The organism is Streptomyces sp. NPDC052721 (genome assembly GCF_040678315.1).
Taxonomy (GTDB): Bacteria; Actinomycetota; Actinomycetes; order Streptomycetales; family Streptomycetaceae; genus Streptomyces.
Genome location: NZ_JBFATL010000006.1, coordinates 180,909 through 203,092, shown reverse-complemented (window position 1 = coordinate 203,092; position 22,184 = coordinate 180,909). Strand labels below are relative to the sequence as shown.

Sequence of the window (22,184 nt, the reverse complement as noted above, 5' to 3'; positions counted from 1 at the left end):
CACCGTGACCCGGACCATCGCCCCCCGCGTGCGGATCCTGGTGCTGCTGTTCATCGCCGTCACGGGCACGCTGCTGGCGGGTGCCGGACCGGCCTCCGCCCACGCGGCGCTGACCGGCAGCGACCCCGCGCAGGGGGTGGTGGCCGACAAGGCACCCACCCAGGTGTCGCTCACCTTCTCCGAGAAGGTGGCCCTCAACGACGACTCCCTGCGCGTCCTCGACCCGAAGGGCAAGCCGGTCCAGACGGGCAGCCCGGCCAACGTGAGCGGGACGACGTACGCCGTGCAGCTCAGAAGCGGCCTGGCCAAGGGCACGTACACCGTCACCTACCAGGTCGTCTCCGCGGACAGCCACCCCGTCGCCGGCGCCTACACCTTCTCCATCGGGGCGCCCTCGCAGACCGTCGTCTCCGGCACCGGCCCGGCCGCGGGCGGTGGAGTCGTGGGCGGGCTCTACGCGTTCGGGCGGTACGCGTCGTACGCCGGCTTCATCGTGCTCGCCGGCGGCGCGGCCTTCGTGCTCGCCTGCTGGCGGCGCGGCGCCGGCGTACGGCCCCTGCAGCGGCTGGTCGTCGGCGGCTGGGTCGCGCTGACCGCGGCCACCCTCTGGCTGCTGCTCCTGCGCGGCGCGTACACCGGCTCCGGGAAGTTCGCCGACGTCTTCGACCTCGATCTGCTCGGGCAGGTGATGCAGACCAAGACCGGTGCCGCGCTGGTCTCCCGGCTGCTGCTGCTCGCCGCCGCCGCGCTGTTCGTCGCCGTCCTCTTCGGCGCTTATCCCCGCCCGTCACCCACCACCGCCCTGAACGACGGCGCTGCGCGCCGACTGCCTGATCCCCGGGAGCAGGGCGAGGAGAAGCGCGACCTGACCTTCGGGCTCGCCGTCGGCGGGGTGGTCGTCGCGGCCGGGCTCGCCACCAGCTGGGCCATGGCCGAACACGCCTCCACGGGACTCCAGCCGGGTATCGCCATGCCGGTCGACGTCGTCCACCTGCTGGCCGTCGCCGCCTGGCTCGGCGGCCTCACCGCCCTGCTGACCGCGCTGTACCGGGCGCCCGCCGAGACCCCGGTCGAGGCCGCCGCCGTACGGCGCTTCTCCCGGGTGGCCTTCGGCAGCGTCCTCGCCCTCGTCGTCACCGGCGTCTACCAGTCCTGGCGGCAGCTCGGCTCCTGGTCGGCGTTCACCGAGACCCGGTACGGACAGCTGCTGCTGGTCAAGATCGGGCTGGTGGCGGTGCTGGTCGGCATCGCGGCCGTGTCCCGGCGGTGGACGGGGCGGCTCACGGACCCGGCCGTCCGCACCGGAGAGGCGGGGAAGGGGCAGGCTCAGGCGCGGAAGGAAGAGACGCAGGCGCACAAGGAGCAGGTCGCCGCGTCGAAGACGGCCGGTGCCGGTGCACCCCAGCGCGCCGCCCAGCTCGCCCGGCAGCGCGCGGCCGTCGACGCCGCCCGGGAGAAGCGACTGCGGGACGGCGACCCGAACCGCTTCGGTTTGCGCCGTTCCGTGCTCGCCGAGGCCGGCGTCGCCCTCGTGCTGCTCGCCGTCACCACCGCGCTGACCCAGACCGAGCCGGGCCGCACCGAGCAGGAGGCCAAGGCGGCCACCTCCACGTCGGCGGGATCCGGCACCTCGGCGGCGTCCGGCGCGCTCACGCTGGACATGCCGTTCGACACCGGCGGCACCGACGGCAAGGGCGTCGTCAGCATCGGCCTCGACCCCGCGCGCGTGGGCGGCAACGAGATGCACGTCTACGTCCAGCGCCCCAACGGCCGGGCCTTCGACGTCCCGGAGGTGAAGGTCTCCTTCACCCTGGAGGCGAAGAAGATCGGCCCGCTTCCGGTGAACCCCGACCACATCGCCACCGGCCACTGGTCGGCGAACGGAGTGCAGATCCCCATGGCCGGCGACTGGAAGATCGCCGTCACGGTCCGTACCTCCGACATCGACCAGGCGACCGTCTCCAAGAACGCGCAGATCGGCTGAACCACACCATGCCCGACCAGTCCATCCCTCAGGCCCGTACGCCCGACGCGCCGACGGCGGAGCCCGTGTCCGGGGCGAGCGGCATCTCGCGGCGCGCCCTGCTCGGCACCGCCGGCGCCACCGGACTCGTGCTCGGCGCGGCCGGCGGTGCCGTGGGCTACGCCTCCGCGCCCGCCGAGGCCACCCCGCTCACCTCGCTGGGCAAGGGCCGGGCGATGTTTCACGGGAAACATCAGCCCGGCATCACCGAGGGTCTCCAGGCGCGCGGCCACCTCGTGGCCTTCGACCTGGCGGCGGGGGCGGGCCGCAAGGAGGCGGCGGCCCTGCTGCGCCGCTGGTCCACGACCGCCGAGCGGCTGATGGCGGGCGAGGCCGCTCCGCACGGCGACACCGACGTGGCCCGGGACGCGGGGCCGTCCTCACTCACCCTCACCTTCGGCTTCGGGTACAGCTTCTTCGGCAGGACGGGGCTGGAGAAGCAGCGGCCCGGCGCGCTCGACCCGCTGCCGGACTTCTCCTCCGACCACCTCGACAAGTCCCGCAGCGACGGTGACCTGTGGGTGCAGATCGGCGCGAACGACGCCCTGGTCGCCTTCCACGCCCTGCGCGCGATCCAGAAGGACGCGGGCTCGGCCGCACGGGTGCGCTGGCAGATGAACGGCTTCAACCGCAGCCCGGGCGCCACCGCCCACCCCATGACCGCCCGCAACCTCATGGGCCAGCTCGACGGCACCCGCAACCCCAAGCCCACCGACACCGACTTCGACCAGCGGATCTTCGTGCCGGCCTCGGGCGAGCCGGCCTGGATGGCACACGGCTCCTACGCGGTCGTGCGCCGTATCCGCATGCTCCTGGACGACTGGGAGAAGCTGTCGCTCGCCGCCCAGGAGCAGGTCATCGGGCGGCGCAAGGCCGACGGGGCGCCGTTGTCCGGCGGCGACGAGACGACCCCGATGGACCTGGAGAAGACCGACGCCCACGGCGACTACGTCGTCCCGCTCAACGCGCACGCCCGGATCACCCGGCCCGACAAGAACGGCGGCGCTGCCATGCTGCGGCGCCCGTTCTCCTACCACGACGGCATCGACGCGGACGGCACGCCCGACGCCGGTCTCCTCTTCATCTGCTGGCAGGCGGACCCGCTGCGCGGCTTCGTCCCGGTGCAGCGCAAGCTCGACCGGGGCGACGCGCTGTCGAAGTACATCCGGCACGAGGCGAGCGGCCTGTTCGCGGTGCCGGGCGGGGCGGCCAAGGGGGAGTACGTGGGGCAGCGGCTGCTGGAGGGGTGAACCACGGGGAACCAGGAGTGTGCGGGTGAACCGGGTTCAAACCACCCGGTCGAGTGGTTGTCGTGAGACGCCTCAGCCGACCGGGCCTGGGGCCATTAGGGTGAGGACATGCCAGCGAGCTATGCCTATCTCGGCCCGGAGGGCACCTTCACGGAGGTCGCCCTGCGCACGCTTCCGGAGGCAGCCACCCGGGAGCTGATCCCGTACGTCTCGGTGCAGTCCGCGCTGGACGCGGTCCGCGCGGGCGAGGCCGAGGCCGCGTTCGTGCCGATCGAGAACTCCGTCGAGGGCGGCATCACCACCACCCTGGACGAGTTGGTCGCGGGCGAGCCGCTGATGATCTACCGCGAGGTGCTGCTGTCGATCACCTTCGCGCTGCTGGTCCGCCCCGGCACGAAGCTCGCGGACATCAAGACGGTCTCCGCCCACCCGGCGGCTCAGCCCCAGGTGCGCAACTGGCTGCGCGCGAACCTCCCGGACGCCGCCTGGGAGTCGGCGGCCTCCAACGCGGACGCCGCCCGCCTGGTCCAGGAGGGCCGCTACGACGCCGCCTTCGCCGGCGAGTTCGCCGCCGCCCGGTACGGCCTCGAAGCGCTGGAGACCGGGATCCACGACGCGGAGAACGCGCAGACCCGGTTCGTGCTGGTCGGCCGTCCGGCCCGGCCCGCCGCGCCCAGCGGTGCCGACAAGACCTCCGTGGTGCTGTGGCAGCGGGACGACCATCCCGGCGCCCTGCGCGACCTGCTCGGTGAGTTCGCCTCGCGCGGCATCAACCTCATGCTGCTCCAGTCCCGGCCGACCGGCGCCGGCATCGGAAACTACTGCTTCTGCATCGACGCCGAGGGGCACATCGCCGACCGGCGGATGGCGGAGGCGCTGATGGGGCTGCGGCGGATCTGTCTGCAGGTGCGCTTCCTCGGCTCCTATCCGCGCGCGGACATCGCGCCGGGCGGGGCCCGGCCGACGCTGCCGGGGACGTCGGACGAGGAGTTCATGGCGGCGGCGGACTGGGTGGCGCGCTGCCAGGACGGCCGGTTCTAGCCAGTCGTACCTGCGGACGAACGTTATCCACAGAAGTTATCCACAGGTGCCCTTCTCGACCTGGGGACAAGTCGACAGGGCGGTGCCATCGGGTCGACAAATCACCCAGGGGGCCCCGGTCGCGGTCACCGGCGCCCGACTCACCCTTCGTCCACCCGTTTCCTTTGGTTCATCTTTTGGGGCGACCGTTTTCCACCCGAACGTGGGTCTCGATGCGGTTTGACCCGGGAATTCTTCAGTCCGTCCGCGCTTTCCGGAGTGATCAATTCCGAAGTCCACAGATCTTCCCCACAGCCTGTGGATAACTCTGCGGAGGGTGTGGATCGCTGTGGACAACCGGACCGCCAAATCCCGTTCACCACAAGGAAGTCGAGTCAACCAGGCGCCCAGGACGTGACCCGTCCCAGGGAGTGAGACACTTTTCCCTTGACGCTCGGCATGGCGTAGGGACGACACAGCGGAACACGCTCGGCAATTACCGCATAACGGAACGTACGCCGCGAATCAGAACCCCCCGGATTAGTGATTCGTGAGCCGCGACCCCGCACCGGTAGCCTTGCCCTCGTGATTGACCTTCGCCTGCTCCGTGAGGACCCCGACCGTGCGCGCGCGTCCCAGCGCGCCCGTGGAGAGGACGTCGCGCTCGTCGACGCCCTCCTGTCTGCCGACGAGCGACGCAGGTCCTCCGGCGTCCGCTTCGACGAGCTGCGCGCCGAGCAGAAGCAGCTCGGCAAGCTGATCCCCAAGGCCACCGGCGAGGAGAAGGCCGAGTTGCTGCGCCGCGCCGAGCAGCTGAAGGCGGACGTGAAGGCCGCCGACGCCGAACGCGACGCGGCCGACGCCGAGACCCAGGAGCTGCTGCTCAAGCTCGGCAACCTCGTCCACCCCGACGTGCCCGTCGGCGGCGAGGAGGACTTCGTCACGCTGGAGACGCACGGCACGATCCGCGACTTCGGCGCCGAGGGCTTCGAGCCCAAGGACCACCTGGAGCTGGGCCAGCTGCTCGGCGCGATCGACGTCGAGCGCGGCGCCAAGGTCTCCGGCTCCCGCTTCTACTTCCTCACCGGTGTCGGCGCCCTGCTGGAGCTGGCCCTGGTGAACGCGGCGATCGCCCAGGCCACCGCCGCCGGCTTCACGCCGATGCTCACCCCCGCGCTGGTCCGCCCGCAGTCCATGGCGGGCACCGGCTTCCTCGGCCAGGCCGCCCAGGACGTCTACCACCTCGACAAGGACGACCTCTACCTGGTCGGCACCTCCGAGGTCCCGCTGGCGGCCTACCACATGGACGAGATCATCGACGCGGACCGGCTGCCGCTGCGGTACGCGGGCTTCTCCCCGTGCTTCCGCCGCGAGGCAGGCTCGCACGGCAAGGACACCCGGGGCATCTTCCGGGTGCACCAGTTCGACAAGGTCGAGATGTTCTCGTACGTCGCTCCCGAGGACTCGCAGGCCGAGCACCAGCGCCTGCTGGAGTGGGAGAAGCAGTGGCTGACCTCGCTGGAGCTGCCGTTCCGCGTCATCGACGTGGCCTCCGGTGACCTCGGCTCCTCGGCCGCCCGCAAGTTCGACTGCGAGGCGTGGATCCCGACCCAGGGCAAGTACCGGGAGCTGACCTCGACCTCGGACTGCACCGAGTTCCAGTCCCGCCGGCTGTCCATCCGGGTCCGCGACGGCAAGCAGGTCAAGCCGCTCGCCACGCTCAACGGCACGCTGTGCGCCGTACCGCGCACGATCGTGGCGATCCTGGAGAACCACCAGCAGGCCGACGGCTCCGTCCGGGTCCCCGAGGTGCTGCGCCCCTACCTGGGCGGCCGTGAGGTCCTGGAGCCGGTCGCCAAGTGACCGGGTTCCCGTACCGGCTGATCGCCACCGATCTCGACGGGACGCTGCTGCGCTCCGACCAGTCGATCTCGCAGCGCACCCGTGACGCGCTCGCCGCGGCCACCGCGGCGGGCGCCGCGCACATCGTCGTCACCGGCCGCGCGGTCCCCTGGACCCGGCCCATCCTGGACGGCCTCGGCTACGACGGCCTCGCCGTCTGCGGCCAGGGCGCCCAGGTGTACGACGCCGGCTCCCGCCGCCTGCTGACCTCGGTCACCCTGGACCGGCAGCTGGCGGGCGTGGCCCTGGCCAAGATCGAGGCCGAGGTGGGTCCGCTGTACCTGGCGGCCAGCCGGGACGGCCTGGACGGCGAGGTGCTGGTGGGCCCGGGCTACGCGGTCACCGGCAAGCTGCCCGCCACGCCCTTCACGGACGCCTCCGACCTCTGGACGGCGCCCCTGAACAAGATCTACATCCAGCATCCGACGATGGGCGACGACGAGCTGGCGGAGGCGGCCCGGCAGGCGGCCGGCGGCTTCGTCACGGTGGCCATGGCGGGCGAGGGCATCGTCGAACTGCTCCCGCTCGGCCTGTCCAAGGCCACGGGCCTCTCCCTGGCGGCCCGCCGCCTGGGCCTGAAGGCCGCCGACACGATCGCCTTCGGCGACATGCCCAACGACATCCCGATGTTCGCCTGGGCGGCCCGCGGCGTGGCCATGGCCAACGCCCACGCGGAACTGAGGGCGGTGGCCGACGAGATCACGTCCTCCAACGAGGAGGACGGCATCGCGGTCGTACTGGAGCGGCTGCTCGGTTAGCGCGAGCGCCGCGGCGGACGGTCGGCCGCAAAGCGGCGGCACCTACCCGGGAAAGACGCTCACGCTTGGGTGCAACCCGGCCCGACGCCAGGGGGACTCGACCACCGCGGGCGGCCGAGCCCCCGTGGCAACGGCTGGGTGGGCGGCCCACGCGAGAGCGACATCGCGTGCTCGAAGCGGCCGCCCCGGGCAGCACCCGTAGCTCCACGGAGGGGTGGCGCACCACCCCGGAGCCGGCCTCGGACTGCCCTGCCGGGAGCTGGGCGTACTGCCGTGCATGGGCATCGCCCAGCTCCGCTCCCAGTCGGTGACGCCGGGACGATCCCGGCAGAAGGGGCACAACCACTGTGCCCCGCGCGGGATGTGAACGCCACCGAATAAAACGAACAGATGGACGACCGCTACCGGCGGCGCCACCTGCGGCGCCGCGCCTTGCTGAAGAACCAGCCGGCCGGTGGCTCGTCGGAGCGCCACGGCTGCGGTTCGGGTGCCTCGGACCGCCAGCGCGCGGCGAGCATCCGGGCCCGGGCCGACGGTTCGGAGGTCTCGGCCGCCCGGACGAACGCCGCGTCCAGGACGACGCCGTCCCACACGTCCTCGCCGGTGCGCTCCCGTCCTTCGTGCTGCGGCGTCTCCTCAGCCATCTCCGGCCTCCTAGCCGTACATCCGCTCGGCCCAGTGTGCCCGGGCCGAGATGAAGCCCCCGTCAAGGCCGGGGCCCGTCACTCCTCGCCCGCGAGCGTCAGCGACCGCAGCTTCTGACCGGCGTACCAGGTGGCGAGGACGGTGACCGCCACCAGCAGCACGGTGGCCGTCGGCAGGCCCACCTCGGAGGTCACGAGATCCCCTCCGGCCATCTTGTGGGCGACGGCCAGCGACCATTGCTGGACGCTCAGCGTGCGCGCTCCCGGCACCAGGGAGCCGAACAGCGCCTCCCAGACCAGGGCGTAGACGAGCCCGAAGACCACCGCGTGCCGGGAGACCGTGCCCAGCAGCAGGAACAGGGCCGAGTAGGCGATGGAGGAGACGAGCGCGGCGACCGTGTAGGCGACCGCGATCTGCTGGCCGTTGCCGTTCAGGATCAGTCCGGCGAGCAGGGTCGGCACCGCCGAGAAGACCATGGTCACGGCGATGGCGACGATCAGCTTGGTGAAGATGATCGTGGGCCGCTTGAGCGGCTTGGACAGCAGGTAGACGACGGAGCCGTCGTCGATCTCCGGGCCGATCGCGCCGGTGCCGGCGATGACACCGATGATCGGCACCATGGTGGCGAGCGCGAACCCGCCGAGAACGTCCGAGGCCGTCTGGTCGTCGGCTCCGGTCAGGGCGCGGACGGCCACGGAGATCACGATGAGCAGCAGCGGCAGCGCGCCGAGGATGAGGGCCCGGCGGCGGCCGAGCAGGGCCCGGTAGGTGAGCCGGGCGACAGTGGGGTCGTACATCTTCGGCCTCCTACGCCGCGACCAGGTACGAGAAGACGGACTCCAGGGACTCGTCGGACGGCGAGACCGTGTGGAGCCGGATGCCGTGGTCCCTGGCGACCTTCGGCAGCAGGGCGGTGAAGCGGCCGAAGTCGACGGCCTGGATACGCAGGGCGCCCTCGGCGTGGTCGACCTCGATGCCGGCTGTCGACGGGTCGGCGATCAGCGCCGCCGCGAGAGCGCGGTCGTCGCTGGAGCGGACCAGGTAGCGGTGCGGGCGGTCGGTCATCAGGCGGCGGATCCTGCGGAAGTCGCCGCTGGCCGCGTGCCGTCCGGCGACGACGACCTCGATGTGCCGGGCGAGCTGTTCGACCTCCTCCAGGATGTGCGAGGAGAACAGCACCGTGCGGCCCTCGTCGCCCATCTTCCGCAGCAGGTCCATCAGTTGCATCCGCTGGCGCGGGTCCATGCCGTTGAACGGCTCGTCCAGCAGGAGCAGCGACGGGTCGTGCACCAGGGCACTCGCCATCTTCACGCGCTGCCGCATGCCCTTGGAGTACGTGGAGATCTTCCGGTCCTGGGCGTACTCCATCTCGACCGTGGCGAGGGCGCGCTGGGCGGCCTTGTCACCGAGGCCGTGCAGCTCGGCATTGGCGACGACGAACTCGCGGCCGGTGAGGAAGTCGTACATCGCCTCCCGCTCGGGGACGATGCCGATGTGCCGGTAGACGGCCTCGTTGCGCCACACCGGCTGTCCGTCGAGGGTGACCGTGCCGGTCGAGGGGGCGAGGAAGCCGCCCATCATGTTGATCAGGGTGGACTTCCCGGCACCGTTGGGACCGAGCAGGCCGGTGACGCCGGGGCCGATGGTCATGGTGATGTCGTTGACGGCGACCACGTTGCCGAACCAGCGGGAGACGTGGTCGATGAAAAGAGTGCTCATGGGCGCGGCCCATTCCTTGGAAGGGTGGTGGTGGGCGACGGGTGGGCCGTCACAGTCCCACCTTCTGGTAGCGGCGGATCAGGAGGCCGTAGCAGGCGGCGATCAGGCCGACGACGAACAGGACGTGGACCACGCCCTCGCCGCTGGACGGGCCGACCCCGCCGGGGAAGGCCGAGCTGCCGCCGAGGAACGCGGACTGCACGCCGTCGATCAGCGTGATCGGCGAGAACAGACCGATCCACGGAATGGCGCTGGTGCTGTCCTGGGTGTAGGCGATGGCCTGGAGGGTGGAGACCGCGCCGTAGGAGATGGTCAGTACGGCGATCACGGCGGCGATGCCGAAGCCGCGGCGCGGGGTGAACGCGGCGATGACCAGGCCGATGCCGGCGAAGAGCAGTGAGAGCAGGGCCACGGAGACCAGTCCCTGGGCGAATTCCTTGGTCTGGTGGGCGAAGTCCAGCTTGGCCAGCAGTGCGCCCACGTAGAGCACGATCAGCGGTGCGGCGGTCAGGATGAACATCGCCGAGGCGAGCGCCGCGAACTTGGCGCGGACGTAGTCGGCGGTCTCGATGGGCCGCGAGAAGTACAGCGGTACGGTCTTGAAGCGCAGGTCGCGGGAGACCGCCTGGGGCGCCTGGGAGGCGACGTACAGGCTGATCACGGCCTGCATGATGATCGCGTACCGGGTGTAGGACACCGGCAGCTCGTGCGCCTTGGTGGCGACGGCGACGGCCACCATGATGGCGGCGGGCACGCACATCACCGCGAACAGCAGCATCGGCAGCACCTTGGACTTCACGGAGCGGCCGAGACCGTAGGCGCCGCGCAGGGACTGCGAGTACAGCGAGCGGCGGGCGTAGGCGCGGCCGAGGCGGGGGCCGTCGTAGCCGCGGTAGCCGATGTCGTGGATGCGGGACTGGTCGGCGCCGGCCATCGCCGGCGTGGGCTGCTCAACCGCCATGGCCGACGGCCTCCTTCCGCTCTTCGTCACTGCCGGTGAACACCTCGGAGATGTGGTGCCGGCGCTGCTCCATGCGCACCAGGCCGAGACCGAGGTCGGCGACCAGGTCCCGGACGAGGTCGTAGGTCTCCTCGCCCGTGGCGGTCAGCAGCAGGATGTGTCCGGCGCCGGGCAGGCCGCCGGCCTCCGCGTGCGTGTCCACCCCGCGCGCGTGGAGCGCGTCGCGGACCGCGCGGGTGCCGTCCGGGTGGGTGTCGCTGTCGGTGACCTCGATCGCGAGGGTGGTCGTGGTCTGGGTGAAGTCGGTGGTGGAGCTGGAGCGCAGGAGCTTGCCGCCGTCGATGACGACGACGTGGTCGCAGGTGCGTTCCAGCTCGCCGAGCAGGTGCGAGGTGACGAGGACCGAGATGCCGAAGTCGGTGTGGATGCGGCGGATCAGGCCGAGCATCTCGTCGCGGCCGACCGGGTCGAGGCCGTTGGTCGGCTCGTCCAGGAAGACCAGCTGCGGGTCGTGCACCAGCGCCTGGGCGAGCTTCACCCGCTGCTTCATGCCGGTCGAGTAGCCGCCGATGGGGCGGTACCGCTCCTCGTACAGCCCGACATGGCGCAGGGTGTCGGCGGTGCGCTCGCGGGCGGCGGCGGGCGGCAGGCCGGACATGCGGGCCATGTGGACGACGAACTCGGTGGCCGAGACGTCCGGCGGCAGGCAGTCGTGCTCCGGCATGTACCCGACGCGCTCGCGGATGGCGGCGCCCTTGGTGGCGACGTCGAGGCCGAGCACCTCGGCTCGGCCCTCCGTGGCGGGGGACAGCCCCAGCAGGATCTTGATCAGGGTGGACTTGCCGGCGCCGTTGGCCCCGACGAGTCCGGTCACACCGGCTCCGATGTCCACGGACAGCCGGTCGAGCGCGGTCACCCGGGGGAACCGCTTGCTCAGGCTTTCGGTCGCGATCACAGTCACGGCGTCGACGGTAGTGACGCGGACCACGTCCGTCGTCAGACCGAAGAGCCGTCTTGGCATCAGCCTCCAGGTGTAGGGGTTCCGTAAGGGACCCCCTCCTTGAGAGGTACGGGCACCCCTGTTGACGTCCGGTCTAACAAGTGCCAGATTCTGGGGTGTCACGTTACGGACACGTACCGCAAGGGTGGGGCGAGGTGGCATGGCGACGACGCCGACCAGCGAGCGCTCGGCCGAGCTGCGGGGCTTCCGGACCGTACAGCGCCTCGCCTACGCGTGCGCGGAGGCGGTCGCGGCCCGCCTGGAGCCGGGCGTGACCGAGCGCCGGGCGGCCCGGATGCAGCGCGAGTGGCTGCGCGGGCGCGGGGTGCGGGACTGGTTCCACCTGCCCTTCGCCTGGTTCGGGGACCGCACGGCGTTCGTGAACTTCCGTGTGCCGTGGCAGTTCTTCCCGGCCGGCCGCGCACTGGAGCCCGGGATGCCGTTCATCCTCGACCTGGCGCCGGTGTACGAGGGCTGCACGGCGGACATCGGCTACTCGGGCTCGCTGGGCGTGAACCCGGTGCACGACCGGCTGATGGCCGACCTGGAAGCACACCGCGAGCTGATCCTGCGCGAGGTGCGCGAACGGCGCCCGCTGCGGGAGATCTACCAGGACGTGGACCGGCTCATGGTCCGCCAGGGCTACGCCAACCGGCACCGGGCCTACCCCTTCGGGGTGATCGCCCACAAAGTGGACCGGGTGAAGCGGCGCCGCTGGTCACCCCACCTGTTCGGGTTCGGCGCCCAGTCCCTGAAAGGCCTGGCCGCCGACGCGCTGCACGGCCACCGCGAGGGCTGGTCGCCGCTGTGGTCGCCGTACCGCTCCTCGGACCACCCGCCGCGGCCGGGCCTCTGGGCGGTCGAACCCCACCTCGGCTTCCGGGGGACGGGCGCGAAGTTCGAGGAGATCCTGGTGGTCACCGACTCCCGGGACCCCGAGGAGAGCGCGTTCCGGCTGGACGACGATCTGCCGCACACGCGGCGCTGGGCGGAGGAGAAGTGACCTTGGAGGGTGCACGCGAGCGCTGGGTGCGCACGGGCGGGATCGAGCTGTGCGTCGCCGAGCTGGGCGACCCCGGCCGGCCGACGGTGGTGCTGGTGCACGGCTACCCGGACAGCAAGGAGGTCTGGTCGGAGGTCGCCGTCCGGCTCGCCGACCGCTTCCACGTCGTCCTCTACGACGTCCGGGGCCACGGCCGCTCCACGGCACCCCGTCCGCTGCGCGGCGGCTTCACCCTGGCCAAGCTCACCGACGACTTCCTGGCCGTCGTGGACGCGGTCAGCCCCGGCCGGCCGGTCCACCTCGTCGGGCACGACTGGGGCTCGGTGCAGTCCTGGGAGTTCGTCACGGTGGGCCGCACCGAGGGCCGTATCGCCTCCTTCACCTCGATCTCCGGGCCGTCCCTCGACCACTTCGGGCACTGGATCAACGCGCGCGTGAAACGCCCCACGCCCCGCCGGGTGGGCCAGCTCCTCGGCCAGGGCGCCAAGTCCTGGTACGTGTACCTGCTGCACACGCCGGCCCTGCCGGAGCTGGCCTGGCGCGGGCCGCTCGGCAGGCGCTGGCCGAAGATCCTGGAGCGGGTCGAGCGGGTCCCCGGCGGCGACTACCCGACCGCCTCACTCCCCACCGACGCCGCGCACGGCGCCTGGCTGTACCGGGACAACGTCCGCGCGCGGCTGCGCAGGCCACGCCCGGACGCGTACGCACACGCGCCCGTGCAGCTCATCACGCCCCAGGGCGACGCGTTCCTCTCCGAGCGGCTGTACGACGACCTGGACCGGTGGGTGCCGCGGCTGACCCGCCGCACGCTCCCGGCCGGGCACTGGGTCCCGCGCACGCGCCCCGACCAGGTGGCCTCCTGGATCCAGGAGTTCGCGACGTCCGTCGAGGGCGGCCGTCCCGCCCCGCAGCCCACCGGACGGCACGCCGACCGGTTCGCCGGACAGCTGGTGCTGGTCACCGGCGCGGGCAGCGGCATCGGCCGGGCCACGGCGTTCGCCTTCGCCGAGGCCGGCGCCCGCGTGATCGCCGTCGACCGCGACGCCGAGGCCGCCGCCCGCACCGCCGAACTGTCCCGGACGGTCGGCGCTCCCGACGCCTGGGCGGAGCCGGCCGACGTCTCCGACGAGCAGGCCATGGAGAAGCTCGCGGAGAAGGTCCACCACGCGTACGGCGTGCTGGACGTGCTGGTCAACAACGCGGGCATCGGTCTGTCTGGCTCCTTCTTCGCCACGACGACCGACGACTGGCGCAAGGTGCTGGACGTGAACCTGTGGGGCGTGATCCACGGCTGCCGGCTCTTCGGCGCGCGCATGGCCGAACGCGGCCAGGGCGGTCACATCGTCAACGTCGCGTCGGCCGCCGCCTACCAGCCCTCGCGCGCGCTGCCCGCCTACAGCACCTCCAAGGCGGCGGTCCTGATGCTCTCCGAGTGCCTGCGCGCCGAACTGGCCACCGAGGGCATCGGCGTCACGGCGGTCTGCCCGGGCTTCGTCAACACCGACATCACCGCCACGGCCCGCTTCACCGGTGTCGACGAGGAGGAAGAACGCCGCCGCCGACAAAGGACGGCCCGCCTGTACGGCCTGCGCAACTACCCGCCGGAGAAGGTGGCCGACGCGATCCTGGACGCGGTGGCCGACAACAGGGCGGTGGCACCGGTGACCCCGGAGGCCCGCGGCGCCCTCCTGCTGTCCCGCTTCGCGCCGGGCCTGCTGAGGAGGATCGCGCGGGTGGAACCGAGGTTGTGACGCGAAACACCGCAAAGGGCGCGCCAGTTGTCCACAACTTCGCCAATTCCCCTGTGGAAAACCGCACTTGGTTGTGGATCAAACCTCGGAGCGAAAACGACCTGCGTGATCCACGTCTCTCCCGCACGCTGGACCCATGGACGAACGCCGCACCGTGAAGGTGTCGAAGTACCTCTCCAGACACCTGCGCCACCAGCCCGGAAGGATCGGGCTCGCACCGGACCCGGGCGGCTGGGTGGAGATCGACACACTGCTCTCCGCAGCCGCCGCCCATGGGTTCCCGTTCACCCGCGAGGAGCTGGACCACGTGGTCGCCGCGAACGACAAGCGGCGTTTCGCCGTCCACAACGGCAGGATCCGCGCCAGCCAGGGCCACAGCATCGAGGTCGACCTCGGCCTGCCCCCGGCGACCCCACCGCCGTACCTGTACCACGGCACGGTCGCCCGTCACCTGGACGCGATCCGCGCGGAGGGCCTGCGTCCCATGAACCGGCACGCCGTGCACCTCTCCGCCGACCGGGAGACCGCCACCCGCGTCGGCGCCCGCCGGGGCAGGCCCGTGGTGCTGTCCGTGGACTCCGGCGCGATGCACCGCGACGGCCATGTGTTCCACATCAGCGCCAACGGCGTCTGGCTGACCGCGACCGTGCCCCCGCGCTACCTGCGCTTCCCGGGCCCGCACTGAACACGGCGTGGCCACCGGCCCGCCACTGAGCACGGCGTGGCCTCGGGGGCCGCGCCGAGCACTCCGTGGCCGCCCGGGCCGCACCGAGCACCCCGCCGCCACCGGACCGCACCAAGCACCCGTGGCCGCGGGACCGCACCCAGGACCCCGCAACCGCCAGACCGCACCGAGCACCCCGCCACCACCGGACCGCACTGAGCACCCCGCCACCACCGGACCGCGCCGAGCACTCAGCCACCACCGGACCGCTCACTGAGCACTGCGTGACCTCCGGGGCCGCACCGAGCACTCCGCCACCACCGCACCGCACTGAGCACCCCGCCACCACCGGACCGCTCACTGAGCACTGCGTGACCTCCGGGGCCGCACTGAGCACCCACCACCACCAGACCGCACCCAGCACTACGCCACCACCGGACCGCGCCGAGCACTCGGCCACCACCGGACCGCACTGAGCACTCCGCGACCGCCGGACCGCACACGGTGACCGTTTCGTCCGTTGCCGGCGGGGCCGCTTACGCTCGGACGCATGAGTCTGCGTCTGAGCACCGTGATCCTGCCGTACCGCCGCTGGCACGAGGGTGGCCGTTCGGCCTGGGTGCGCGCCGAGCAGCTCGGCTTCCACACGGCGTACACCTACGACCACCTGTCCTGGCGCAGCTTCCGTGACGGCCCCTGGTTCGGCGCGATCCCGACGCTGACGGCGGCCGCGGCGGCCACCGAGCGGCTGCGCCTCGGCACGCTGGTCACCTCGCCGAACTTCCGCCACCCGGTGACCCTCGCCAAGGAACTGATCTCGCTGGACGACATCTCCGGCGGCCGGGTCACCCTCGGCATCGGCGCGGGCGGCACCGGTTTCGACGCCACCGCCCTCGGCCAGGAGCCGTGGACCCCGCGTGAGCGCGCCGACCGGTTCGCCGAGTTCGTGCCCCTGCTCGACCGGCTCCTCACCGAGGACGCGGTGTCGTCCGAGGGCCGTTTCTACTCGGCGCACGAGGCCCGCAACATACCGGGCTGTGTACAGCGGCCCCGGCTGCCGTTCGCGGTGGCGGCCACCGGCCCGCGCGGTCTGAGGCTCGCCGCGCGCTACGGCCAGGCGTGGGTGACCACCGGCGACCCGAAGCTGTACGAGACCGGCACGCCGGAGCAGTCCGTAGCGGCCCTGAGCGGCCAGATCGGCAAGCTGACCGAGGCCTGCGAGGCCGCCGGGCGGGACCTGGCCGAGCTGGACAAGGTCCTGCTCACCGGCTTCACCCCGGACCGCGGCCGGCCGCTCGCGTCCCTGGACGCCTTCGTGGACTTCGCCGGCCGCCACCAGGAGCTGGGCTTCACCGAGATCGTGATCCACTGGCCCATCCCGGACTCCGACTTCGCCGCCGACGAGAAGGTCTTCGAGCGGATCGCCATGGAAGCCCTCGCCCAGCTGGACTGACCCCCGGACCAACCGTCCGCGTCGGCCGCCCTGAGCGTCGCCTGTGTCTCATCCGTGCGGACTCCCGCACGGCCGTGCGGAGGCCTGGGTGAGAATGGCCGGGTGACCTCAGCGACCAGACAGCCCGGGACCCCTGCCGCCGCCCTGCCACCGCGGCTGATCGCCACCGACCTGGACGGCACTCTGCTGCGCGACGACAAGTCGGTCTCCCCGCGGACCGTCGCCGCGCTGGCCGCCGCCGAGGAGGCCGGGATCGAGGTCTTCTTCGTCACCGGCCGGCCGGCCCGCTGGATGGACGTGGTCAGCGACCACGTCCACGGCCACGGCCTGGCGATCTGCGGCAACGGCGCCGCCGTGGTCGACCTGCACGGCGGCCCCGGCGCCCACCGGTTCGTCAAGGTCCGCGAGCTGGCCCGGGACAACGCCCTGAAGGCCGTACAACTGCTGCGCGAGGCGGCGCCCGGCACGGTGTTCGCGGTGGAGCAGACGTACGGCTTCCACCAGGAGCCGGACTATCCCAAGCTGCACATGGAGATACCCGACCATCTCCTGCCCGCCGAGACGCTGCTCGCACCCGACGGCCCCGACGCCGACCAGCCCGTGCTCAAGATCCTCGCCTACCACCCGTCCCTCGACCCCGACGCGTTCCTCACCCTCGCCCGGCTGGCCGTCGGCGAGCACGCCAACGTCACCCGTTCCAGCCCCAGCGCCCTGCTGGAACTCAGCGGCCCCGGCGTCTCCAAGGCCAGCACCCTCGCCCTGTGCTGCGCCGAGCGCGGCATCTCGAACGAGGAGGTCGTGGCCTTCGGCGACATGCCCAACGACGTCGAGATGCTGACCTGGGCCGGCCAGTCCTACGCGATGGGCAACGCCCACCCGGACGTCATCGCCGCCGCGTCGGGCCGCACGGTCGCCAACAACGACGACGGCGTGGCGGTGGTGATCGAACACCTCCTCGCCGACCGGGTGGGGTAGCGCTCCGCGCGGGTTCCGGTGGGACGCCCGCCCCGCCGACGCGCCCGTCATGCCGACAGACCCGGCCGAAGCAGCCGGGCCGGCCAAGACTCCGCCCAGACCGGCTGCCCCGAGGGACCTCGGCCTGGCCTGATGGCCCGCCATGCTCGGTGGACCCGGTCGAAGCAAGCGGTCCGCTGATACCCCGCCCAGGCCCCGCGGGGCGGCCCCGTCGGCGAGCCGTCACCCCACGCCGGCCGGCGCCTCCGCCTCGGCCTCCCGGCGTGCCATCTCCCGCAGCGGCCCGTCCTCGGTGATCAGCCGCTCGTACGGCCCCCGCTGCACCACCCGGCCCGCGTCGAGCACGATCACCTCGTCCACCGCGTCGAGCCCCGCCAGCCGGTGGGTGATCAGCAGCGTCGTACGGCCCTCCGTCGCGGCCAGCAGATCGGCGGTCAGCGCATCCGCCGTCGGCAGATCCAGGTGCTCGGCGGGCTCGTCCAGGACCAGGACGGGGAAGCCGGCCAGCAGCGCGCGGGCCAGCGCCAGCCGCTGCCGCTGCCCGCCGGACAGCCGCGCCCCGTGCTCGCCGACGAGCGTGTCCAGGCCGTCGGGCAGCCCCTCCACCCAGTCCAGCAGCCGGGCCCGGGCCAGCACTCCCCGCAGGTCGGCCTCGGTGGCGTCCTTCCTGGCCAGAAGCAGGTTCTCGCGCACCGAGCTGTCGAAGAGATGCGCATCCTGCGCGCACAGCCCGACGAACCGCCGTACGTCGTCACCGTCCAGCGCGCACGCGTCCACACCGGCGAGCGTGTACGAGCCCGCCTCCGGGTCGAGGAACCGCAGCAGCACCTGCGCGAGGGTCGTCTTGCCGGAGCCGGACGCGCCCACCACCGCGACCCGGCGCCCCTCCTCCAGCGTCAGATCCAGCCCGGCGAGCGCCTTCCCCCGCTGCCCCGCGTACCGCGCGACCACGCCCTTGACGACCACGGGGAACGGCGAGGCGGGCGCCTGCCGGGGCGGGACGGGCTCGCGCACGGGCTCGGGGGCGTCCAGGACCTCGTACACCCGCTCCGCGCTGCGCCGCACCCGCTGCCGGTACCGCGCGGCGAGCGGCAGCCCCAGTACGGCTTCGAAGGCGGCCAGTGGGGTCAGGACGACCACGGCCATCGCCACGCCGCTCAGCCGGCCGGCCGCCACCGCCTGGGCGCCGAACGCCGCGGTGGCCGTGACGGTCAGCCCGGACACGAGCGCGGTGAGCCCGTCCCCGAGCCCGGTGACGGCGGCGGCGCGCGCGGCGATCCGGGTGAGGGTGCCGTCGGCCCGCCGGGCCGCGTCCGTATGGGCCGGCAGCGCACCGGCGACGGTCAGCTCGGCCGTGCCGGTGAGCAGGTCGGTCACGCGGGTCGCGAGCACTCCCCGGGTGGGCGCCAGCCGCCGCTCGGTCCGCCGGGCCGCGGTAGCGGTCAGCAGGGGGACACCGACACCGGCCGCCAGCAGGCCCGCCGCGAGGACGGCACCGGCCTCGGGCAGCAGCCAGGCCGTGAAGCCGACGGACGCGGCGGACACGGTGAGGGCCACTCCGGCGGGCAGCAGCCAGCGCAGCCAGTAGTCCTGGAACGCGTCCACGTCCGAGACCAGCCGGGTGAGCAGATCACCGCGCCGGGCGCCGCGCAGCCCTGCGGGGGCCAGGCGCTCCAGCCGTCGGTACACCGCGACCCGGGTGTCGGCCAGCATGCGCAGAACGGCGTCGTGCGACACCAGCCGCTCGGCATACCGGAAGACGGCCCGCCCGATCCCGAACGCCCGGGTCGCGGTCACGGCCACCATCAGGTACAGCACCGGGGGTTGTTGTGAGGCCCGCGAGATGAGCCAGCCGGAGGTAGCCATCAGCCCCACGGCACTCCCCAGGGCAAGACTCCCCAGCCCCAGGGCCCCGACCAACCGCCCCCGCCGCCCGCCTTCCCCCCGAACCCGCCGCAGCACGCTCCCCGCGGCCCGCCGCACCGCCCCCTGCTCCAGCCCACTGAGCCGATCCCCCACCGGCCCACCATCCAGCCCCTCAAGCCGATCCCGAACCGGCCCACCCCCGACCCCACCGAGCCGCCCCTCCACCGACTCACGCAGCAGCCCACCGAGCCGGTCCCGAGCCGAACCACCCCCGACCCCACCGAGCCGATCCCCTACCGACTCACCTCCGAGCCGACCGAGCCCAGCCTCCACCGGCCCACCATCCAGCCCACCGAGCCGGGACCCCGTCGGCTCACCCTCCAGCCGACCGAGTCGGGTGGCGGGTGGGCGAGGGCGGGGGTCCAGGGGGCGGAGCCCCCTGGTGGGCCCACTGCACCCCGGGGACGGAACAGCCACGGCCCCTCCCAGCCGTACCACCCGGTCAGCCACCCCCAACAACGCAGGCCGATGCACGACGAGCACCACGGTCCGCCCAGCGGCAAGCCTCCGCACGGCAGCCACGACCTCCCCCTCGGTCCGCCCGTCCAACGCAGCCGTCGGCTCATCCAGCAACAGCACAGGCCGATCCGCGAGAAACGCCCGCGCCAACGCCAGCCGCTGCCGCTGCCCCGCCGACAACCCCGCCCCGTCCTCCCCGAGCACGGTGTCGACCCCGTCAGGCAGCGCCGCCACGAATTCCCACGCCCCCGCGTCCCGCAACGCCCGCCGCACGGCCTCCTCGTCGGCGTCAGGCCGAGCCAGCCGCACGTTCTCCGCGATCGTCCCGGCGTACAGATGCGGCCTCTGCGGTACCCACGCGACCCGCGACCGCCAGTCCGCCACATCCAGCCCGGCGAGATCCGCGCCCCCGATCCGCACCCGCCCCTCGGTGGGCCGTACGAACCCCAGCAACACGCTCAGCAGCGTCGACTTGCCCACCCCGCTCGGCCCGACCAGCGCGACGGTCTCGCCGGGCTCGACGGTGAACGACACATCGGTCACCGCGTCCGAGGAGCGTCCCGGATACCGAACGGTGACCCCTTCGAAGGCCACGCCACCCGTCGGCACCGCACCGGTACCCGACCCCGGCACCGCCGTCTCCAGGACGCTGAAGATCTCCTCCGCCGCGGCAAGCCCCTCCGCCGCCGCGTGGTACTGCGCACCCACCTGCCGCAGCGGCAGATAGGCCTCGGGCGCCAGCACGAGGATCACCAGACCGATGGAGAGATCCATGTCCCCGTGGACAAGCCGCATCCCGATCGTCACGGCGACCAGCGCGACCGACAGCGTGGCCAGCAACTCCAGCGCGAAGGAGGACAGGAAAGCGATCCGCAGCGTCCGCAGGGTGGCCTGCCGGTACTCCCCGGTGATCCGCCGGATGGACTCCGCCTGTGCCTTGGCCCGGCCGAACACCTTCAGCGTGGGCAGTCCCGCGACCACGTCCAGGAAGTGGCCCGAGAACCGGGACAGCAATAGCCACTGACGCTCCATCCGGGACTGAGTCGCCCAGCCGATCAGCAGCATGAAGACCGGAATCAGCGGCAGGGTGCAGACGATGATCGCCGCCGACACCCAGTCCTCGGTGACGATCCGGGCCAGCACCGCCACGGGCACCACCACAGCGAGCCCCAACTGCGGCAGGTAGCGCGAGAAGTAGTCGTCCAGGGCGTCGATCCCGCGCGTGGCCAGGGTGACCAGCGAACCGGTCCGCTGACCACTCAGCCACCCCGGACCGAGCGCCGCCGCCCGGTCGAGCAGCCGCCCGCGCAGCTCCGACTTCACGGCCGCGCTCGCGCGGTGGGCCGCGAGTTCGGTGAGCCACGCGACCATCGATCGCCCGACGGCCACGGCGGCCAACAACAACAGGGGAGTACGGAGTTCAGCGGCCGACTGCCCATGCTGGAACGCTCCGACGACGATCTCGGCGACGAGCATGGCCTGAGCGATGACCAGACCGGCGCCGACGGCCCCCAGGCCGATGACCGCGACGAGGAAGATACGGGTGGCGCGGGCGTACCGCAGAAGGCGGGGATCGATTGGTTTCACGTGAAACATGCCCTTCGGCACCGAGGGTGCTGTTTCACGTGAAACGGCACCCTCGGCGGACTCAGTGTGCGGCGCCGGCCGCAGCGTCAGGAGCGATGTGCTGCGTACCGATCCGCTTACGGAAAACCCAGTAGGTCCAGCCCTGGTAGAGCAGAACGAGCGGCGTGGCGATCGCGGCGCACCATGTCATGATCTTCAGGGTGTACGGACTCGACGAGGCATTGGTGACCGTCAGGCTCCAGTCCCCGTTCAGGGTGGACGGCATGACGTTCGGGAACAGTGACAGGAAGAGCATCGCCACGGCTGCCACGATGGTGACGCCGGACAGTGCGAACGACCATCCCTCCCGCCCGGCCTGGTTGGCCACGAGAGCCGCCACCAGGGCGACGACGGCCACGACCAGAGCCACCAGACTCTTGCCGTCACCGCTGTCGGCCTGCGTCCACGACAGGAAGGCGAGCGCCACGACGGCCGCGAGCAGACCGACCCACCGGGCCAGCTTCCGGGCCCGCACCCGGATCTCCCCGACCGTCTTGAGTGCGGTGAACACCGCTCCGTGGAAGGTGAACAGCGTGAGCGTCACCAGGCCGCCGAGCAGGGCGTAGGGGTTGAGCAGGTCCCAGACGTTGCCGACGTACTCGAAGTTCCGGTCGAGCTTCACCCCCCGCACGATGTTCCCGAAGGCCACGCCCCACAGGAACGCGGGGAGCAGCGAGGTCCAGAAGATCGCTGTCTCCCAGTTGCGCTGCCAGTTCTCCTCCGGCCGCTTGGCCCGGTACTCGAAGGCGACACCCCGGACGATCAGGCAGACCAGGATGAGCAGCAGGGGGAGGTAGAAGCCGGAGAAGAGGGTGGCGTACCACTCGGGGAACGCGGCGAAGGTCGCACCGCCCGCGGTGAGAAGCCACACCTCGTTGCCGTCCCAGACCGGGCCGATGGTGTTGATCAGCACCCGGCGCTCGGGCCGGTTGCGGGCCAGCAGCCTGGTGAGGATGCCGACCCCGAAGTCGAAGCCTTCCAGGAAGAAGTAGCCGGTCCACAGGACGGCGATCAGGACGAACCAGACGTCGTGAAGTTCCATGACTGTT

17 protein-coding genes are annotated in these 22,184 nt (G+C 72.2%); 10 read left to right on the top strand and 7 right to left on the bottom strand.

The window, feature by feature from the left end; all coding sequences use genetic code 11:
- Positions 1-4: 4 nt before the first annotated feature.
- The 5 genes from AB0L21_RS09005 (at position 5) to AB0L21_RS08985 (ending at position 6,953) form a co-directional block, all read left to right on the top strand.
- The gene (locus AB0L21_RS09005) at positions 5-1,984 is read left to right on the top strand and encodes a copper resistance protein CopC (RefSeq protein ID WP_365783005.1); all 1,980 of its coding nucleotides are present in this window, start codon (positions 5-7) and stop codon (positions 1,982-1,984) included.
- An 8-nt stretch (positions 1,985-1,992) separates the two neighbouring features.
- Positions 1,993-3,273 carry an iron uptake transporter deferrochelatase/peroxidase subunit gene (gene efeB / locus AB0L21_RS09000; protein WP_365700288.1) on the top strand — a complete coding sequence of 427 codons (1,281 nt, stop codon included), beginning with the start codon at positions 1,993-1,995 and terminating at the stop codon, positions 3,271-3,273.
- Between the two features lie 108 nt (positions 3,274-3,381).
- Positions 3,382-4,314 (top strand): prephenate dehydratase, encoded by a 933-nt coding sequence (pheA, locus tag AB0L21_RS08995; protein WP_365700286.1) that lies wholly within the window; start codon positions 3,382-3,384, stop codon positions 4,312-4,314.
- Positions 4,315-4,878: 564 nt separating this feature from the next.
- Complete coding sequence (gene serS / locus AB0L21_RS08990; protein ID WP_365700284.1) at positions 4,879-6,156, top strand: serine--tRNA ligase; 1,278 nt, start codon at positions 4,879-4,881, stop codon at positions 6,154-6,156.
- Entirely contained in the window at positions 6,153-6,953 is an 801-nt protein-coding gene (locus tag AB0L21_RS08985; RefSeq protein WP_365700282.1) for an HAD family hydrolase, read from the top strand. The genes serS and AB0L21_RS08985 overlap by 4 nt, the downstream gene beginning before the upstream one ends.
- Before the next feature lie 401 nt (positions 6,954-7,354).
- On the opposite strand, the gene AB0L21_RS08980 is transcribed toward AB0L21_RS08985, so the two are convergent.
- The 5 genes from AB0L21_RS08980 to AB0L21_RS08960 form a co-directional block, all read right to left on the bottom strand.
- Positions 7,355-7,597 carry a hypothetical protein gene (locus tag AB0L21_RS08980; RefSeq protein WP_365700280.1) on the bottom strand — a complete coding sequence of 81 codons (243 nt, stop codon included), beginning with the start codon at positions 7,595-7,597 and terminating at the stop codon, positions 7,355-7,357.
- Positions 7,598-7,675: 78 nt separating this feature from the next.
- Complete coding sequence (locus tag AB0L21_RS08975) at positions 7,676-8,395, bottom strand: ABC transporter permease (protein WP_365700278.1); 720 nt, start codon at positions 8,393-8,395, stop codon at positions 7,676-7,678.
- 10 nt (positions 8,396-8,405) lie between these two features.
- A complete protein-coding gene (locus AB0L21_RS08970) occupies positions 8,406-9,317 on the bottom strand; it encodes an ABC transporter ATP-binding protein (RefSeq protein WP_365700276.1) in 912 nt (303 codons plus the stop codon).
- Positions 9,318-9,366: 49 nt separating this feature from the next.
- On the bottom strand, positions 9,367-10,278 hold the full coding sequence (locus AB0L21_RS08965) for an ABC transporter permease subunit (protein WP_365783003.1): 912 nt from the start codon (positions 10,276-10,278) through the stop codon (positions 9,367-9,369).
- On the bottom strand, positions 10,268-11,233 hold the full coding sequence (locus AB0L21_RS08960) for an ABC transporter ATP-binding protein (protein ID WP_365783068.1): 966 nt from the start codon (positions 11,231-11,233) through the stop codon (positions 10,268-10,270). Before AB0L21_RS08960 ends, AB0L21_RS08965 begins: the two co-directional genes overlap by 11 nt.
- Before the next feature lie 205 nt (positions 11,234-11,438).
- Here AB0L21_RS08960 and AB0L21_RS08955 point away from each other — a divergent pair, with 205 nt between their 5' ends.
- The 5 genes from AB0L21_RS08955 (at position 11,439) to AB0L21_RS08935 (ending at position 17,124) form a co-directional block, all read left to right on the top strand.
- Entirely contained in the window at positions 11,439-12,281 is an 843-nt protein-coding gene (locus AB0L21_RS08955) for a M24 family metallopeptidase (protein WP_365783001.1), read from the top strand.
- Positions 12,278-14,032, top strand: a complete 1,755-nt coding sequence (locus AB0L21_RS08950; protein ID WP_365782999.1) for an SDR family oxidoreductase — start codon at positions 12,278-12,280, stop codon at positions 14,030-14,032. The genes AB0L21_RS08955 and AB0L21_RS08950 overlap by 4 nt, the downstream gene beginning before the upstream one ends.
- Positions 14,033-14,168: 136 nt before the next feature.
- On the top strand, positions 14,169-14,717 hold the full coding sequence (locus AB0L21_RS08945) for an RNA 2'-phosphotransferase (protein ID WP_365700268.1): 549 nt from the start codon (positions 14,169-14,171) through the stop codon (positions 14,715-14,717).
- Positions 14,718-15,246: 529 nt separating this feature from the next.
- Positions 15,247-16,149 carry an LLM class flavin-dependent oxidoreductase gene (locus AB0L21_RS08940; protein WP_365782997.1) on the top strand — a complete coding sequence of 301 codons (903 nt, stop codon included), beginning with the start codon at positions 15,247-15,249 and terminating at the stop codon, positions 16,147-16,149.
- A 102-nt stretch (positions 16,150-16,251) separates the two neighbouring features.
- Positions 16,252-17,124, top strand: coding sequence for a Cof-type HAD-IIB family hydrolase (locus AB0L21_RS08935; RefSeq protein WP_365782995.1), 873 nt, complete (start codon positions 16,252-16,254; stop codon positions 17,122-17,124).
- A 222-nt stretch (positions 17,125-17,346) separates the two neighbouring features.
- On the opposite strand, the gene cydD is transcribed toward AB0L21_RS08935, so the two are convergent.
- Positions 17,347-21,096: a thiol reductant ABC exporter subunit CydD gene (gene cydD / locus AB0L21_RS08930; RefSeq protein ID WP_365782993.1), complete on the bottom strand. Its 3,750-nt coding sequence runs from the start codon at positions 21,094-21,096 to the stop codon at positions 17,347-17,349.
- A 61-nt stretch (positions 21,097-21,157) separates the two neighbouring features.
- Positions 21,158-22,177 carry a cytochrome d ubiquinol oxidase subunit II gene (gene cydB / locus AB0L21_RS08925; RefSeq protein ID WP_365700260.1) on the bottom strand — a complete coding sequence of 340 codons (1,020 nt, stop codon included), beginning with the start codon at positions 22,175-22,177 and terminating at the stop codon, positions 21,158-21,160.
- Between the last annotated feature and the right edge of the window lie 7 nt (positions 22,178-22,184).